The following is a 16,338-nucleotide window of genomic DNA, read 5'->3' on the forward strand; positions in this document are numbered from 1 at the left end:
ATTTGTTCACGACCTTAATGCTTGCAGCATGCCTGAATTAATAATATACCTGATCAAAGCCAATATTGCGCTCTGCCTTTTTTACCTGGCCTACCGGCTGGGGCTGCGCCGGCTTACGTTCTATACGCTCAACCGTTTTTTCCTCATATCCGGTATCGTTTTCTCGTCACTCTTTCCGCTGGTGGATGTGAACGGTTTCTTTTCCCGGAATGAAGCGCTGGCCCAGCAGGTGATCACCTACGTGCCGGACCTCAATGCATGGCAGGCCGCCCCCGCGGACGCTTTCTCTCCCTGGGCCCTGCTGGAATGGGTTTTTTGGGCCGGGGTGGGCGTGATGTTCCTGCGGCTGATGGTGCAACTGGCCTCCCTGTTGCTCCTGCACCGCAAAACTGCGCCGGGAACGATGTTGCGCCACAACGTTCGTCTCATGGGAAAGCCTATGAACCCCTTTTCATTTTTCCGGAACATATATATCAACCCGTCCCTGCATACAGACAAAGAGCTGCGGGCCATCCTCGATCATGAGGCCGTGCACGTGAAGGAGTGGCATTCCGCAGACGTGATGCTGGGAGAGCTGAACAATGTGTTCTACTGGTTCAACCCCGGCGCCTGGCTGATGAAAACAGCTATCAGGGAGAACCTGGAGTTCCTGACAGACCGCTCCATCCTGCGCTCCGGCATGGACCCCAAGGCGTACCAATACAGCCTCATCCAGGTCAATACCTCACAATACGCCGCGGGCGTGGCCAACAATTTCAACTTTTCACACCTGAAGAACCGTATCAGGATGATGAACAAAAGACGGTCGTCCCGCCTGCATATTTACCGCTATGCCGTGCTGGCCTGCCTGGTTTGCGGGGTGTTGCTCTCCCTGAACTTTACCAAACCCGGCGCCGTGGTGAACAACGTGGTAACAGACATGAGAACGGCTATCACCGGCTCCGGCGCGGCCGTGAACGAAATGGTAACGGGCGTTGTAACAGAAGTGAGGACCGCCATCAACGGCCCGCAAAGAGATACCACGCCGGCCAAAAAAGAATTGCTGGAAATAAAGGTGGTGAAAGACACGGTGAAGAAAGTAATGAATACCACCATTATAGAACGCCGTGCAGACGGGAAAAGAGATACCGTGTATGTAACATCGTCCGGCGCGGATGTAAACCTGAAAGATCAGAACATCGTGATAATAGGCAGGGATACCGGTGTTGCCGTGTTCAGCGGCAAACCCGTCCGGCTCACCGGCAAGGCGGCTGGTGTTACCATGACCGGGCATCCCGGCAAAGTATCTGAAGTGACCGTTACCGGGAAGCCTGCCAAAGCAGATGCGGTACAGGTAACCGGCTATGGAGCTAAAACAGTTACCGAGAAAGCCTCCGCCGGCACTGTGCAGGGCCGGCACATGGGAGTGCGCACCAGGCCGAACGGTATTTCCCTTCGCGGTGTTGCAGGTGAAAACAAGCCCCTGATAGTACTGGATGGAGAGATCTATGAAGCAGACATGAGCAATATCAAACCAGATAATATAGAGTCCATTTCCGTGCTGAAAGACAATTCCGCTACCGCCCTCTACGGCAACGCCGGCACCAACGGGGTGATCCTGATCACTACCAAAACAGGCCGGCGGGGCGCAGACGCTAACGAGCCGGTGGTGGTAGAAGGCAAGCCGCTTGTACTGAAGCTGAACACTACTACCGTAACGGCAGATTCTGTTAGAACGGTAGTGGGCAAACCGGCCCCGGAGGGGCATGGCGCGGAATCTGTTTCGGCCGTTTACCCCAATCCCACTAACGGGCTGGTGAACGTATCTTTCTATGTGCCGAAAGAAGGGAACGGTTTTATGGAAGTGCAGGACATGAAGGGGAAACGGGTATACTATAAATCCCTGCAGGGGTTCTCCGGTACCTACCGGGGCAGTATAGACCTCAAGAGCCAGCCTGCCGGTACTTACATCCTTAATATTTCTCTGCCCGGCAGTACGCGTTTGACATCGAAGATCGTGAAGCAATAAATTCCGGGAAACAGATGGTTACGCCCGCCAGGTAATACATCTTCCTCCGTATTGAAAAAGGCTGCTCCTGCAAAGGGGCGGCCTTTTTTATTGATATCCGAACGGATGGCGCCTGATAGTGCCGCTCCCGCCTTTGTTCTTACAAGGCCTGATCCGGGGCCGCGTATTATTGCTGCGTTTTTGAAACGCTGCGCGCGCAGCGGAAGCCCAGGTTAGACAGCCCGGAGGTGGGGCTGGTCTTCATCCTGGCAGACACGCGGTAGCCCCTGCAATACTCATCGCTGCACATAAAGGAGCCGCCGCGGATCACTCTTTTGGGCTCGGGGTCAAGCGGGTCTTGCGGCGTGCTGGCGCCCTGCGGGTTGAGGCTGCCCGGTTTTTCCTGTGCGTAATAGTCGCTGTTGTACCAGTCTGCCGTCCATTCCCACACGTTGCCGGCCATGTCATACAGCTGATAGCCGTTGGGTGCAAAGGACTTAACGGGCGCGGTACCTTCAAAGCCGTCTTTTTTTGTGTTCTCATAAGGGAAATGCCCGCTCCAGATGTTGGCTTTGGCCTTACCCTGCTGCGGAATTTCCGTACCCCAGGGAAAGGGTTGCCCCTTGAGCGCTCCCCTGGCCGCAAATTCCCATTCCGCTTCGGTGGGCAGGCGTTTGCCGGCCCAGGAGGCGTAGGCCTGGGCATCGTTCCAGGAAACATGCACTACCGGGTAATTGTCTTTTCCTTCAATATGGCTGTTAGGGCCGTAGGGGTGCCGCCAGTCTGCGCCGCGTACAAAGCTCCACCACTGGCTCACATCGTTCAGGTCTACCGCGCCCTGCGTGGGCACAAACACCAGCGAGCCGGGCAACAGCATGGCGCTGTCCGGCTCGGGGGAGCCGGGGGGAAGGGTTTGCATCAGCTCGGCCTTTGAAATAGGCTGTTCCGCTGTGGTCACATACCCCGTGGCCGCCACAAAAGCGCCGAACTCGGCGTTGGTCACTTCGTGCCCGTCTATCCAGAAAGAATCCAGTTGTACAAGGTGTTGGGGGTATTCATCAGGCATGCCGGTATCATCATCCGCCCCCATGTCAAATGCGCCCCCTGGTATGAGCACCATGGGGTTGAGCCGGTCCACTACGGGAGGAATGTCTTTTTCGCTGCTGTGGTCACCGCCCGGCTGGCAGGCGGTGAAAATAACTGTAAGGGATATTGCAAAAAGAGCAGAAACCTGTTTCATACGCCGCAAAGGTACAACGCCGGTTGTTAAATTGTTAAATTCCCGCCGGAAGTTCGGCCATGTCGGTTACATGTTACATCTTACAGGAAGAAAACATCAAAAAGGGCATCTGTATTGGACCAGTTCAGCAGCAGCGATTTTGGGGCGGCGTTTAAATGGGGTGTGGCCATTTCCGCCTTTCAGAATGAAGGGGCGCACGATGCGCAGGGGAAAGGCATGTCTGTCTGGGACGCTTTCACGGCCCGTAAAGGCAAGATCAAAGACGGCACCCATGCCCGCCATGCCTGCAATTTTTTTGAGCTGTATGCGGAAGATATTGCGCTGGCCAAACAGATGGGTTTTACGGTGTTCCGTTTCTCCCTTTCCTGGTGCCGCATTATACCGAACGGTACGGGCGCCGTTAACCAGGCCGGCATAGACTTTTACCACCGTGTGATAGACGCCTGCCTGGCCGCTGGCCTGGAGCCGTACGTGACCCTTTACCATTGGGACCTTCCCCAGGCGCTGGAGCAGAAAGGCGGCTGGTGCCACCGGGGCACTGTTTTCGCGTTTGAGGCTTTTGCCGCGCTCTGTGCCCGCGCCTACGGCCATAAGGTGAAGAACTGGCTGGTGCTCAACGAGCCTTTCGGGTTCACGTCACTGGGGTATATGCTGGGCGTGCATGCGCCCGGCAAGTTCGGCCTTTCTTATTTTCTGCCGGCCGTACACCATGTGGCGCTGGCCCAGGCGGAAGGCGGGCGCGCCCTCCGTGCGGAAGCGCCGGGGGCCAGGGTGGGCACTACCTATTCCTGTTCACAGATCATCCCCTACACCACCAACAATAATGACCTGCAGGCCGCCCGCCGCGCGGACGCACTGTTTAACCGCCTCTTCATAGAACCGTCTCTCGGCATGGGGTACCCCGCAGACGCTTTCCCGCTGCTGAAACGGATAGAACGCCGCTATGCGCTTTGGCGGGACTGGGAGAAGCTGCCTTTCCATTTTGATTTTATCGGCCTGCAGAACTATTTCCCGCTTGTGGTGCGGTACAACGCTTTTATGCCGTACGTGCAGGCGTCCGAAGTGAAAGCACGGTACCGCCAGGTGCCGCTTACCGGCCTGGGCTGGGAGATCAGCGGGCAGGGCATGTACAGCATCCTGCAACAGTTTGCCGCCTACAAAGGTGTAAAGGAGATCATGGTAACCGAAAGCGGCGCTGCCTTTGACGATGTGTTGCGGAATGGGGAAGTGAAAGATGATGAGCGTATCCGGTATTTCCAGGAATATCTGTCCGCCGTGCTGCTGGCAAAACGTTCAGGCGTGCCTGTTAGCGGTTATTTTGCCTGGACGCTGACAGACAATTTTGAATGGGCGGAAGGGTACAAGGCCCGCTTCGGGCTGGTGCATGTAGACTTTGACACGCAGCGCAGAACAATGAAAGACTCGGGCAAGTGGTTCCGTGAGCTGCTGGCGCAGCCCGCGCCGCAAAGCGCAAAAAGACGCGGCCCGGAGGCGGCGTCCCGGTAAACATGGCGGTCATCACCGCATGGCGCCACATCGTAGAAACAGACCGGCGGGTAAAGGGAAACCGTTTTTGGGGGAGAATGTATAAAGGTTTTGCAAAGCCCCGGTCTCCCGTTTACCCGCCGGCCTGTTACAGTTCTTTCCGTTTGAAGAACCAGTTGTCACGCAGGGAAAGGTGCAGCACCACGTTCAGGTAATTTTCCTTCACCAGTCCTTTTACGGCGCGGCCGCGCTGCCCGCCTTCCAGGCCAATGTAATACCGCAGGTGCCCCGTTCTGCTGGGCAGGGAAGCGCCGGCGGTAACGCCGAAGTCGCTCAGCGGCTCGCCCTTTACCCGCAGGTAACCGGTGGAGTAGTTCACGCCGGCCTGCAGGATCAGCCCCTCCATGCGCACGTTGAAATAATCCCGGTAAAAAGTGTACTCCATGCCGCCCGCGTATCTTTTGGCGGTGATGTATTGATAGTCTGATCTGTTCGGGTTCAGCCCCTGCCAGTTTTGCTGCCGGTAGTCCATGAGCCAGGCCAACTGCCCGTTGGAAATATGGATGCCCGCGCCCAGCTGTTCCGGCAGGGTATAATCCACCGCCTTCCGTGTTTCTGTGTACAGTACGGTGCCGTCTGCCGCTTTCAGGGAAAAATCCTGCGAGTTGACCAGCTGGCTTTTCAGGCGGTAGGTAACGCCCGCGCCCAGCTGCCATTCTCCCACCTTGCCGTGGTATTGCAAACCGGTATTAAATTCAAAGCTGCGGTAAGCGTTGTTCACTTCCGAGTATACGTCTTCACTGCTGCTGCCGCCGCCCAGGCTGTCTGTGGTAGACACCGGGCCAAACAGCAGGGCGGAAGAAACGCCGAGCGAAAAGTTTTTGGTGAGCTGCACGGCGTTGGAAAAATACAGGCGGTTAATGCCGCCGCTGCCTTCTACCGCGTTGCGGACGGATGAGCCGGTACCGTCTATGGTGCGGGTGTTCAGCAGCTTGTAGTCTACCCGGCTGTAAGGCATCAGCCCCAGGCTCATGCCCCAGCGTTTGTGGGCTTTGAAGCCCAGCGCAAATCTTTTGAAGCTGATGTCTCCCGCGGTTTGATAGGAGGTGCTGGTATTGTATTGCACCGTTTTGCCGGCTACAGACGCTTCAAAGAAAAATGTTTCCATGGGCAGGCGGCTGTAGGAGGCGGGGTTCAGCTCGTTCAGGAAATTGTCTGAGCCGCGGGCAATGCCTGCGCTGCCCACGCCAAAACTGCGGCTGTAGTCTTTCTCTTCCAGGTCGCCGATGCCGAAGGCGGAGTAGAGGGAGTTCACGCCTTTTTGCGCCTGCGCCTGCAGGGTCAGCAAAAAAAGGCATCCGGTAATAAAAGATCGCATGGCTATTGGTATAAGAGGTAATAGATCTTTAACTGCGCGCGGTGCTGGCTGTTCTTTCCATCGCCCAGCACCAGCCGGTTGAACTGCGTGGCGTACTCGCCGGCCGGCGGGGACAGCAGCAGCCCGCGGTAGGTGTAGCTGTCCGCGTTCATCATGGATTTGCAGTAGATGGTCACATCGTACACGTAGCTGGTATTTTCAGGGTTCAGTTTGTCTGTGACCAGGCTGCCGTATTGAGACATGCCCATGGCCGTCAGCAGCGTGTCTCCGTACGCCACCTGGTTTTTGTTGTCTGCCAGGCAAAGCGCCAGCCGCGGCGGCAGCGCTTCCCGTATGTAAGTGCCGCTCACGGGCCGCAGCACCAGCTCCGCCCGCTGGATGCGGCCGTACCTGCCCAGCTCCTGCAAGGCGGAAAGGGAAGGGAAGTCCATCCGGACGAGGGCGCCGCCCGGCGCCTGCAGGAAGGCGCGGTTGCCGGTGGCGGCGCTGGCAAGGCCGTTGCCCGGTTGCAGGCCTTCCAGCGGCGTGCCGTTGCGCTCCCGCTGTATGGCATTGAATTGCAGCTCCGGCGTGGTCATCAGAAAATCCAGGTACTTCTCTTCTTTTTCATGGGTAACCACGTGGTAATGCAGGCGTATATACAGGCTGCTGTCTGCCGCCGTGAAGCCGAACACCGCCGTGTTGCCGTTCCCTTTAACATAGAGGCCTTTGAAATATTCGCGGAAATAGTCTTCGGAAGAAACTTCGGTGGCCTTGTTCTTCAGCAGGCCAAACAGTTCCTGCCCCTTGGCGTCTGCCAGCCGCAGGTGCAGCAGGTTGCCCGCCGTTGGCGTGATAAGCACGGGCTGTGAGAACAGCGGGGTGCTGTTGTAGGGGAACTGCTGGTGGCTGAACAGGGCGGTGTAATTTTCAGGCAGTACCAGCGGCTGTTGCAGCTGGTATACCTGCAGGGTCTGCAGGGGCAGCGTATCGCCATAGGCATGCCCGTTGGGCCGCATCACCAGCTCTATGGAATCATATACGGCATTGTCTTCCAGCGTGCGCTCCGAAGGCAATGCTACGCGGAAGTAACTGCCCGCGCTGATCTTCCCGAAATATGCATCTGTATACCCGCCGGCCAGCGCTATGCCGCTGCCGGAGGTGGCCATGGAATCAGGCTGCACGGTACGCATCTGTATCTCCAGCGTATCCAGCAGGGTATACTGCACATGGCCGCCGTCCGTTACGTTATCATAGGTAAAGCCCGCCTTGTCACACGCCGCCAGGCTGCACGCGGCCGCTACTCCCAGTAATATTTTCTGTACTTGCATAACGGCGCAATGATAATCAGCCTGTACGGCCCGCGTACGGGTATTATGCCAGCGTGGAATATTTATCGATGAGTGCAGCCATACAACCGGCGGTTGCCATTTTAAGGCCGTTTACGGGCATTTTGCGGCAAAAGGATAAAACCCCGGTATTGGCAGATGAAAAGACCTTATTCATCCCCGTATGCCTCCTTTCCGTCTATTTTATAATACCTGTAACAGTTCCCCCGATAATTTTGAAACCGTTAAAAAAAACAATTGTATGCACATTGCAAGAAACTATGGATGGATACTGGTGGGCCTGCTGGCAGCTTGTTCCAAAAGCGATTCTACGGACGATGAGACCGGTAACTGGGTAGAGGTGTCGGAAATGAGCGGCAAGCCGCGTTCCGAAGCGGTGGCCTTTGCCATTGGTGATACGGCTTACATCGGCACCGGGTACGACGGGGAAAAATACCTGCGGGACTTCTGGAAGTACACCCCTTCCCGCGGCTGGAGCCAGGTGAACGATCTGCCCGCGGAGGCCGCCGTACGCGGCAGCGCCGCCGCTTTTGTGATCAATAACGTGGCCTATGTGGGTACCGGCTTTGATGGCCTGAACCGCCTGAACGACCTCTGGGCGTACTCCCCGGCTACCGGCAACTGGGCGCCCAAAGCCCCGCTGGCAGGCCCCAACCCGGCTATCAGCCTGGCCCGCAGGGATGCGGTGGGCTTTGCGCTGAAAGGCATGGGCTACATTGCCACCGGTAATGACGGCGGCGCGCTGAAAGACGTATGGCAGTATGACCCCGTGAAAGACGAGTGGAACGAGCGGCAGTCTTTCGGCGGCTCAAAACGTACGGAAGCCGTGGCTTTTGTGATAGCGGACAAGGCTTACATAGTGACCGGCACCAACAACGCGGAATACAAAAGTGATTTTTACGTGTACGATGCGGACGAAGATAACTGGACAAAGAAAAGGGACGTGGCCAACCTGAGCGATGAAGACTATGACAACGACTATGATATTGTGCGCAGCAACGCCGTAGCGTTTGTAATGAACAACAAGGGCTACGTGGCCACCGGCACCAAGGGCGGCCTTTCCGCGCATACCTGGGAGTATGACCCTGTTGCCGACCAGTGGACCAAGCGGCGCGATTTTGAAGGCGTGGCCCGCACCGGCGCCTGCTCCTTTACCCTGGGCGGCAAGGGCTATGTATTGGCCGGCCGCACATCCAGCCTGCCGCTGGATGATATTTACAGGTTTGAACCGGACCAGGAGTACAATGAAAATGATTAAACGATTCCATCGCCTGGTGTTGTTCACCGTGCCGCCGGCAGCACTGTTCTTTTCCTGCCGGGAAAAAGCAGACACGCTGCGGCTGGCACCGGTGCGCACCGGCAATAGCTGGGGCTACCACATCCAGCACAACGGGCGGCCGTTCATTTACCAGGTAGAAATTCCGGCGGTAGCCGGGCATCATCCATTCAGCAGTAAAGAAGAGGCCATGCGGGTAGGCCGCCTGGTATTGCACAAGCTGCGGCACGGCCAGTCTCCCGCCGTAAGCCTGCGCGAGCTGGACAGCCTCAACGTCCGGCCCCGTTAACTTTAACACTTAGTTAAGACCCATGCCCGGTGTTTTAACACTTGCTTAAGAGTATTGTGATGTATGTTTAACGCCGATTAACACCTATGGTCAGCATCAGGAACATATTCAGGAACAGGCTTGTGATCATCTCTATGCATATTGTTGCGTGGACGTGCATTTTCCTCTTTCCTTTCTTTGCTTACCGCATACAGGTGGCAGACCGGTCTTTCTTCATCAAGGAGGCCATCAACACCTTGTTCCTGGTAGGGTTGTTCTACCTCAACGTGTACGTGCTGATACCAAAGTTCTTCACGCTCAAGCGCATCGGCATTTACATTGCATGCGTGCTGGGGCTGATCATTTTTATTGCGATACAACAGGCGGTGGTAGAGTACCGGTTCATGACCGCCATCATGGACCGGCCGCCTTTTTTTATAGCCGCCGGTGATTCTTCTTTTATGCCGGAACACCCGTTTGAAATACCGGTGCCGGAAGGAGAAGACAGTGCTGTGATGCCAACGCTGGCCGTTGGCGTTACCGGCATGGCGGCGGCTACCAATGTAATATACCGCGGAGAGGATGGCCCCGGCCCGGCCATGGCGCTCCGTACCCGCCATGGAGACGTGGTGGTGGCCGGCGGAACGCAGATGATGGCGTTCCGGGACAGCATGTTGCGGAAAAACCCGGTACACTGGCGCAAACGCCTGTTCCGCACCTGGCGCGCCCAGGGAGCGGTGATAGACAGCGGCGTACGTATAAAGGCCTTCCCGCCCGCGTTTGCGGAGACCATCCCGGCAAGGCCCTTTCATGACGGGGTGTTCATGATGCATTTTTTCTTCCCGGAAATGCTCCGCAAGTCAGGCACGTTTGCCCTGCTGATGCTGTTCATGAGCGGCTTTATAAAAATTGCCATGGAATGGTTCAAAAGCGAAAAGCAGCGGGAGGCATTGAAAGTGGCCAACCTGAACGCGGAGCTGAAGTTCCTCAAGTCTCAGATCAACCCGCACTTCCTCTTCAACAGTCTCAACACCATCTATTCCCTGGCCCACCGCCGCTCCCCTGAAACAGAGCACGCCCTTGTAAAGCTCTCTACCATTATGCGGTACATGATCTACCAGAGCAACGAAGACAAGGTGCCCCTGCAAACGGAACTGCGGTACCTGCAGGACTATATAGACATACAGCGCCTGCGCATGGCGCGCAACATACCCGTTGAAGTAACGGTAGAAGGGGAAGACGGCGCGGACCTGGAGATAGCGCCCATGCTGCTGATCCCCTTCGTGGAAAACGCTTTCAAACACGGCATCAGTTACAAGGAGCCGTCTTACATACATATACGCATGCACATCGGGAAAGATGGCATATTTCAGCTGGTGGTACGCAACCGCCTGTTCCGCCAGCGCATGGCGGAAAAAGGCGGCGTAGGCCTCAACAATGCGCTGAAACGCCTGAGCCTGCTGTATGCGGATGCACATACAATAACTGTCAGAGAGCATGGAGAAGAATTTATTGCTGACCTTAAAATTGCACTGAAACATGATGAAGTGTTTAGCGCTTGATGATGAACCGCTCGCGTTGGAGATCATCGAGGATTTTGTTGCAAAGGCGCCTTTTCCCATGCAGGTAAAAACATTCGAGAACGCCGCCCTGGCCCTACGCTACTTGCAGGAAGAACCGGTAGACCTGTTGTTCCTGGACATTAAAATGCCTGACATTACAGGCATCCAGTTCCTGAAATCACTAAAACACCCGCCGCTGGTGATATTCACCACCGCCTATGAAGAGTACGCCATGGACGGTTTCAACCTGGACGTGGTGGATTACCTGCTCAAACCCATCCCCTTTGAGCGTTTCCTGAAAGCGGTCACCAAGGCGCAGGAGTACCAGCAGGTATCCCAGCCCAAAAGCATGGAGTACGATTATATTTTTGTAAAAACAGAGTACAAGATCATCAAGATCAACCTGGAAGACATCCTGTACATAGAAGCATTGAAAGATTATATCAAGATCTATACGCACAACCAGCCCGTGCTCACCCTGAAGAGCCTGAAGGCTTTTGAAAGCCGCCTGCCGAAAGACAAGTTCATGCGCGTACACCGCTCTTACCTGGTAGCCATGAACAAGATCAATTCCGTAGAGCGCAACACCGTGATGATAGCCAACCAGAGCATTCCCATCAGCGAAGGGTACCGGGACAAGTTCTATGATGTGATCACCAAGTATTCATAAACAACAGCAGCAAGGAGTACGGAACGAAAGGATCGAAATATAACAAGGCCGGCCATTTCTTGTGGCCGGCCTTGTTTATGTAGAGGGCTATTGATCAGATCAGTTCTTTCAGCTTCGCTACCACCTTGTCTACTTCCGCTTTGGTATTATGCCGGGAGAAGGAGAAGCGTACGGCTACCTTGTTGGGATCGTTGTTGATGGCGCGGATCACGTGAGAGCCGGCGTCTGCGCCGGAGGTACACGCGCTGCCGCCGCTGGCGCAAATGCCGTTGATGTCCAGGTTGAAGAGCAGCATTTCGCTTTTTTCAGATTTCGGGAAAGAAGCGTTCAGCACGGTGTACAGGCTGCGGCCAAACAGGTCGCCATTAAAGCTCACGGCAGGGATGTGTTCCTGCAGCTGCGCGGCCATGTACATGCGCAGGTCATTGATGTAACGGCTGTGCTCCTCATGATGTTCCGTAGCCAGCTCCAGCGCTTTGGCAAAACCCACAATGCCGTAGAGGTTTTCCGTGCCGGCGCGCATGTTGCGCTCCTGGGAGCCGCCATGCACGTAAGGCGTGATCTTCACGTTCTCGTTGATGTAGAGGATGCCCACGCCTTTGGGGCCGTGGAACTTGTGGCCGGCGCCGTTGATGAAATGGACCGGCGTATTGCGGAGGTCAAAGGGATAGTGCCCTACGGTCTGTACGGTGTCTGAATGGAAAATGGCATCGTACTCCTTGCAGAGGTTGCCCACGGCAAAGAGGTCCAGCAGGTTGCCGATCTCATTGTTGGCGTGCATGAGCGATACCAGGCATCTTTCTTTGGAGCCTGCCAGCAGGGCGCGCAGGTCATCCATGTCTACATGCCCGTTGGGCAGCAGCTTTACCCAGGAGAGTTTGATCTCTTCCTTGCAATGCATGTGCTCTACGGTGTGCAGGGTGGCATGGTGCTCAATAGGGGAGCTGATGATGTGGCGGCAGCCCAGGTCACGGATGGCGGCGTGAATAGCTGTGTTGCTGCTTTCCGTGCCACCGGAGGTGAAGAAGATCTCGCCAGGGTGGGCGTTCAGTACCTTTGCCACTGTTTTGCGCGCGCTTTCTATGCCCAAACGGGATTCGCGGCCATATGAGTAAATAGAGGACGGGTTGCCGAACTTGTCGGTCAGGTAAGGCAGCATGGCGTCCAGCACTGCTTTATCAAGCGCGGTGGTGGCCGCATTGTCAAAATAGATACGTTCCAAGATCGTGGTGGTTTGGTTTTTGATATAAAAGCGGCACAAATTTACGGAAAAGCCGCAACAAAACAGGAGGCCCGCTGCGGAAGCTGATGCGCCTGCAAAAAAGGCGGCGCGGGGGGGGATCTGGTCAATGCCGGCACGGCAAATGAGTTTGCGGCAACTGCATGTCTTGCCACAGGCTGCGGTTCTTTCAACGCAGTTTTACATCATTATGGTACTATTTTAACACTTCCCATTTTTTCTTCTCCTTCGCTTCTCGTTCGCTTCACGTTCGCTTGAGGTTCGGTTGAGCATACTGTTAATATAGTATCACTAAAAAAGGCCCGGCCCCGAAGTAGGTTACTTCAGGGCCGGGCCTTTAAAAGCTGTATCGAAGTTAAATAAATTCCTTGATATCCTGCATGATTTTCCGGGCTATGTTGTCTGCCGTGGTTTCATTATGGCTTTCGGCATAGATGCGGATAATGGGCTCCGTATTGGACGTGCGCAGGTGTACCCAATCTTTGTCAAATTCGATCTTGAGGCCGTCTTCCGTGTTCTGCGGCTGCTTTTTGTACTTGCCCTTGATCTTTTCAAAAATGGTCTTCACGTCAATACCCTTGTCCAGCTCAATTTTATTCTTGGAAATAAAATAGTCGGGGTACGAGTTGCGGAGCGCTTTCATTTTCTTTTTGCTGTGGGCCAGGTGGCTGAGGAACAGGCCGATGCCGATCAGGGCATCCCGGCCATAATGCAGGTCAGGCACAATGATGCCGCCGTTGCCTTCCCCGCCTATTACGGCGTTCACGGCTTTCATTTTATTCACCACGTTCACTTCGCCCACCGCGGAGGGGTGGTACTCGCCCCCGTTGCGGAGGGTAATATCTTTCAATGCCTGGGTGGAGCTGAGGTTGGAAACGGTGTTGCCTTTGCGGTGTTTGAGCACATAGTCCGCCACGGCCACCAGGGTGTATTCTTCCCCGAACATGCTGCCGTCTTCGCATACAAAACAAAGGCGGTCCACATCAGGGTCTACGGCAATGCCGAAGTCTGCTTCAGATTTGTTCACTTCATTGGAAAGGGCGGTGAGGTTTTCAGGCAGCGGCTCCGGGTTGTGGGAGAACTTGCCGTTCACTTCCCCAAAGAGCACTTCCACTTCCTGTACGCCCAGGGCTTTCAGCAGCGCGGGCACGTAAATGGCCCCGGTAGAGTTCACGGCGTCTACCACTACCTTGAAATTGCCCGCCTTGATGGCTTTCACGTCTACCAGCGGGTAGTTCACCACCAGGTCTATGTGTTTTTGCAGGTAAGAATCATCCCGTTGGTAAGTGCCCAGCTTGTTCACGTCTGCAAATACAAAATCTTCATTGGCGGCCAGCTCCAGCACTTCCGCGCCGTCTGTGCCGGAAATGAACTCGCCTTCCGCGTTCAGCAGCTTCAGCGCGTTCCATTCCCTGGGGTTGTGGCTGGCGGTAAGAATGATGCCGCCTGCCGCCTGTTCCATTTTTACGGCTATTTCCACGGTAGGCGTGGTGCTGAGGTCAAGGTCCACCACGTCTATGCCAAGGCCGTTGAGCGTAGATACCACCAGGTCCTTCACCATTTCTCCGGATATGCGCCCGTCCCGCCCTATCACTACCTTCTTGTTGTCAGCGTTCTGCCGCAACAGCCATGTGCCATACGCGGCGGTGAACTTTACCACGTCCAGCGGGGACAAACCTTCTCCCGGCCTGCCGCCGATTGTTCCACGAATACCCGAAATTGATTTGATCAGTGCCACAATTGTTGGATTTTTTTAGGAAGGCAAAGATAATCGATTCAATCTTTAATCAACCTGTTAATTTAGCATGTTCACGCTTCAAACCGCTTGTTGCGGCAATTAGACTATATTTGCAGCTACGTATAAAATTTTAAGAGAATATAATGGGTCATATTTGGTCTCGCATTCCCAGGTACATACGGTATATATTCATGCAAACCTTATACCTGTTTTGTTTCCTGGTGGTTTTCAGGCTGATCTTCTTCCTTTTCTTTTTTTCCAGCACCATTAAAGAACCTGGCATTATTGCCCGGGCCTGGTACCTGGGCCTCAAGTTCGACATGCGGCTGGCGCTCATCATCATGATACCCGTGGGCCTGGTGGCCATTATTGCGCGAGACCGGCTCTTTGGCACCGGCGCCCTGCGGCGGCTCAACTTCTGGTATTTCTTTGTGGCATACCTGGTGCTGACATTGTTTTACGTAGTGGACCTGGGGCATTACAGCTACCTGGGCCTGCGGCTGGAGCCTTCTGTTACCCGCTTCCTGGCTTCCGGGGAAAGGGCCACCAATGCCCGCATGATGTGGGAAAGTTACCCCGTGGTGTGGGGCGGGCTGGGCATTCTATTGCTCATGGCCTTTGTACGTTTTTCGTACCGCAGCATTTACCGCCGTTATGCCGGTAAAGAAGGCAGGCCCGTGCGCCCCTGGGGCTACGCCGGCTGGGTGATACTGCTGGTACTGCTGTTTGGCGCGGGCATTTACGGCAACTTTGCGTGGTTCCCCCTGCGCTGGAGCCAGGCCATGTTCACCAGGGACAATGCGGTGACCAGCCTGGCCCTCAACCCGGTGCTGCACTTTGTGTCTAACATGGACCTGCAGGCAGACACCTTTGACGAAACGGCCACCCGCAAATACTATCCCCACATGGCGGAATACCTCGGTGTGGACAGCCCCAACGCGCAAACCCTCCACTTTGCGCGCAGCTTTCCCGGAGACAGCTCAAAACCGCGGCAGAACGTGATCATTGTGATGCTGGAAAGCGTGGGCGCCTCCATGACCAGCATGTTCGGCAACCCCATGCAGGCCACGCCCAACCTGCAGCGCCTGGCGGACAACGGGGCGCTGTACAAAAACTTTTACGTGCCCGCTATGAGCACCGCCCGTACCGTATTTGGCGTTACCACCGGCCTGCCGGACGTGGTAAAGGTCAAAACCGCCTCCCGCCACCCGGCCATTGTAGACCAGCGCGTGGTCATGGACCAGTTCAAAGGCTACGAAAAATATTACCTCCTGGGCGGCAATACCAACTGGGCCAACATCCGCGCCGTGTTCACCAACAACGTGGAAGGCCTGCAGATCTTTGAAGAAGGATATTTCAAAGCGCCCAAGGCAGACGTTTGGGGCGTGGCGGACTATGACCTGATCACGGAAGCGGACGAGATATTCAAAAAGGCGCATGACAGTAAAAAACCGTTCCTCGCCTTCCTGCAAACGGCAGACAACCACGAGCCCTACACTACCACCAGCGGGGCGGGAGACTTCAAGCGCCTCACCGCCAAAGAAATAGACATGAAACAGCTGAAGGCGTCCGGTTTTGTAAATATCGACCAGTTCAACGCCCTCCGCTACCTGGACTACAATGTAGGCCACCTCATGCAGCTGGCGGAAAGATCGGGGTACCTGAACAATACTATTTTTGTGTTCTTCGGTGACCACAGCGCCCGGCTGGACGCCTACAGCTTCATGCCTTACCCGGAGTTCGAGATGGCCACCTACGTAACGCACGTGCCCTGCATCATCTACAACCCTAAAACCGTGGCGCCCCGGCAGGTGGAAGCCGCCGGCAGCCTGCTGGACGTGTACCCCACCGTGGCGGAGATGACGGGCATGCCCTACACCAACTACACCCTGGGCAAAAGCCTGCTGGATACCGCCGGCGCCGCGCGGCGCTTTGCTTTCATCCAGTACGTGCGGGGCCTCAACGGCTATTGGGCCACCGTGAACGGGCAATACCTTTACGAAATAGATGCCAAAACCGGCGCGGCGGGACTGTATGACCTGCGGGCAGACGCCCAAAAGAACGTACAGCAGCAAAACCCTGAACTGTCACGCCAAATGGATAACTTAACGCGCGGATTTTACGAAAGCGCCCGATATTTGATGTTCAATAACAAGAAGCAATAGC

Annotated in this window: 12 protein-coding genes; 7 read left to right on the forward strand and 5 right to left on the reverse strand. The window is 55.5% G+C overall.

Annotation, left to right across the window (positions count from 1 at the left end; genetic code table 11):
* Positions 1-28: 28 nt before the first annotated feature.
* Positions 29-2,008, forward strand: coding sequence for a T9SS type A sorting domain-containing protein (locus D3A97_RS12985; protein WP_119078918.1), 1,980 nt, complete (start codon positions 29-31; stop codon positions 2,006-2,008).
* A 166-nt stretch (positions 2,009-2,174) separates the two neighbouring features.
* Here D3A97_RS12985 and D3A97_RS12990 read toward each other — a convergent pair whose 3' ends face one another.
* The gene (locus D3A97_RS12990; protein WP_119078919.1) at positions 2,175-3,227 is read right to left on the reverse strand and encodes a formylglycine-generating enzyme family protein; all 1,053 of its coding nucleotides are present in this window, start codon (positions 3,225-3,227) and stop codon (positions 2,175-2,177) included.
* A 114-nt stretch (positions 3,228-3,341) separates the two neighbouring features.
* Here D3A97_RS12990 and D3A97_RS12995 point away from each other — a divergent pair, with 114 nt between their 5' ends.
* On the forward strand, positions 3,342-4,733 hold the full coding sequence (locus tag D3A97_RS12995; protein ID WP_119078920.1) for a GH1 family beta-glucosidase: 1,392 nt from the start codon (positions 3,342-3,344) through the stop codon (positions 4,731-4,733).
* 127 nt (positions 4,734-4,860) lie between these two features.
* Here the strand turns inward: D3A97_RS12995 and bamG are convergent, their stop codons facing one another.
* Complete coding sequence (gene bamG / locus D3A97_RS13000; RefSeq protein WP_119078921.1) at positions 4,861-6,090, reverse strand: BamG family beta-barrel-assembly machinery protein; 1,230 nt, start codon at positions 6,088-6,090, stop codon at positions 4,861-4,863.
* 2 nt (positions 6,091-6,092) lie between these two features.
* Positions 6,093-7,400, reverse strand: coding sequence for a DUF4270 family protein (locus tag D3A97_RS13005; protein WP_119078922.1), 1,308 nt, complete (start codon positions 7,398-7,400; stop codon positions 6,093-6,095).
* Positions 7,401-7,659: 259 nt separating this feature from the next.
* Here D3A97_RS13005 and D3A97_RS13010 point away from each other — a divergent pair, with 259 nt between their 5' ends.
* The 4 genes from D3A97_RS13010 (at position 7,660) to D3A97_RS13025 (ending at position 11,194) form a co-directional block, all read left to right on the forward strand.
* Positions 7,660-8,676, forward strand: a complete 1,017-nt coding sequence (locus tag D3A97_RS13010) for a Kelch repeat-containing protein (RefSeq protein ID WP_157986523.1) — start codon at positions 7,660-7,662, stop codon at positions 8,674-8,676.
* Positions 8,663-8,983 (forward strand): DUF4907 domain-containing protein, encoded by a 321-nt coding sequence (locus D3A97_RS13015; protein WP_157986524.1) that lies wholly within the window; start codon positions 8,663-8,665, stop codon positions 8,981-8,983. The genes D3A97_RS13010 and D3A97_RS13015 overlap by 14 nt, the downstream gene beginning before the upstream one ends.
* A gap of 86 nt (positions 8,984-9,069) precedes the next feature.
* Positions 9,070-10,524 (forward strand): sensor histidine kinase, encoded by a 1,455-nt coding sequence (locus D3A97_RS13020; RefSeq protein WP_119078925.1) that lies wholly within the window; start codon positions 9,070-9,072, stop codon positions 10,522-10,524.
* Positions 10,502-11,194, forward strand: coding sequence for a LytR/AlgR family response regulator transcription factor (locus tag D3A97_RS13025; protein ID WP_119078926.1), 693 nt, complete (start codon positions 10,502-10,504; stop codon positions 11,192-11,194). The genes D3A97_RS13020 and D3A97_RS13025 overlap by 23 nt, the downstream gene beginning before the upstream one ends.
* A 94-nt stretch (positions 11,195-11,288) precedes the next feature.
* Here D3A97_RS13025 and D3A97_RS13030 read toward each other — a convergent pair whose 3' ends face one another.
* Positions 11,289-12,416 carry a cysteine desulfurase family protein gene (locus D3A97_RS13030; RefSeq protein ID WP_119079556.1) on the reverse strand — a complete coding sequence of 376 codons (1,128 nt, stop codon included), beginning with the start codon at positions 12,414-12,416 and terminating at the stop codon, positions 11,289-11,291.
* A gap of 373 nt (positions 12,417-12,789) precedes the next feature.
* Positions 12,790-14,172 carry a phosphoglucosamine mutase gene (gene glmM, locus D3A97_RS13035; RefSeq protein ID WP_119078927.1) on the reverse strand — a complete coding sequence of 461 codons (1,383 nt, stop codon included), beginning with the start codon at positions 14,170-14,172 and terminating at the stop codon, positions 12,790-12,792.
* Positions 14,173-14,363: 191 nt separating this feature from the next.
* On the opposite strand from glmM, the gene D3A97_RS13040 reads away from it, so the two are divergent.
* Entirely contained in the window at positions 14,364-16,337 is a 1,974-nt protein-coding gene (locus D3A97_RS13040; protein ID WP_157986525.1) for an LTA synthase family protein, read from the forward strand.
* The last annotated feature ends 1 nt before the right edge of the window (position 16,338 follow it).

Origin of the sequence: Chitinophaga alhagiae (assembly GCF_003568665.1) — a bacterium.
Classification (GTDB): Bacteria; Bacteroidota; Bacteroidia; order Chitinophagales; family Chitinophagaceae; genus Chitinophaga; species Chitinophaga alhagiae.

Excerpts from the sequence above, each read along its gene's own strand:
- D3A97_RS12985 (WP_119078918.1), top strand. The coding sequence starts at position 29 with ATGCCTGAATTAATAATATACCTGATCAAAGCCAATATTGCGCTCTGC.
- D3A97_RS12990 (WP_119078919.1), bottom strand. The coding sequence starts at position 3,227 with ATGAAACAGGTTTCTGCTCTTTTTGCAATATCCCTTACAGTTATTTTC.
- bamG (WP_119078921.1), bottom strand. The coding sequence starts at position 6,090 with ATGCGATCTTTTATTACCGGATGCCTTTTTTTGCTGACCCTGCAGGCG.
- D3A97_RS13005 (WP_119078922.1), bottom strand. The coding sequence starts at position 7,400 with ATGCAAGTACAGAAAATATTACTGGGAGTAGCGGCCGCGTGCAGCCTG.
- D3A97_RS13010 (WP_157986523.1), top strand. The coding sequence starts at position 7,660 with ATGCACATTGCAAGAAACTATGGATGGATACTGGTGGGCCTGCTGGCA.
- D3A97_RS13015 (WP_157986524.1), top strand. The coding sequence starts at position 8,663 with ATGAAAATGATTAAACGATTCCATCGCCTGGTGTTGTTCACCGTGCCG.
- D3A97_RS13020 (WP_119078925.1), top strand. The coding sequence starts at position 9,070 with ATGGTCAGCATCAGGAACATATTCAGGAACAGGCTTGTGATCATCTCT.
- D3A97_RS13025 (WP_119078926.1), top strand. The coding sequence starts at position 10,502 with ATGATGAAGTGTTTAGCGCTTGATGATGAACCGCTCGCGTTGGAGATC.
- D3A97_RS13040 (WP_157986525.1), top strand. The coding sequence starts at position 14,364 with ATGCAAACCTTATACCTGTTTTGTTTCCTGGTGGTTTTCAGGCTGATC.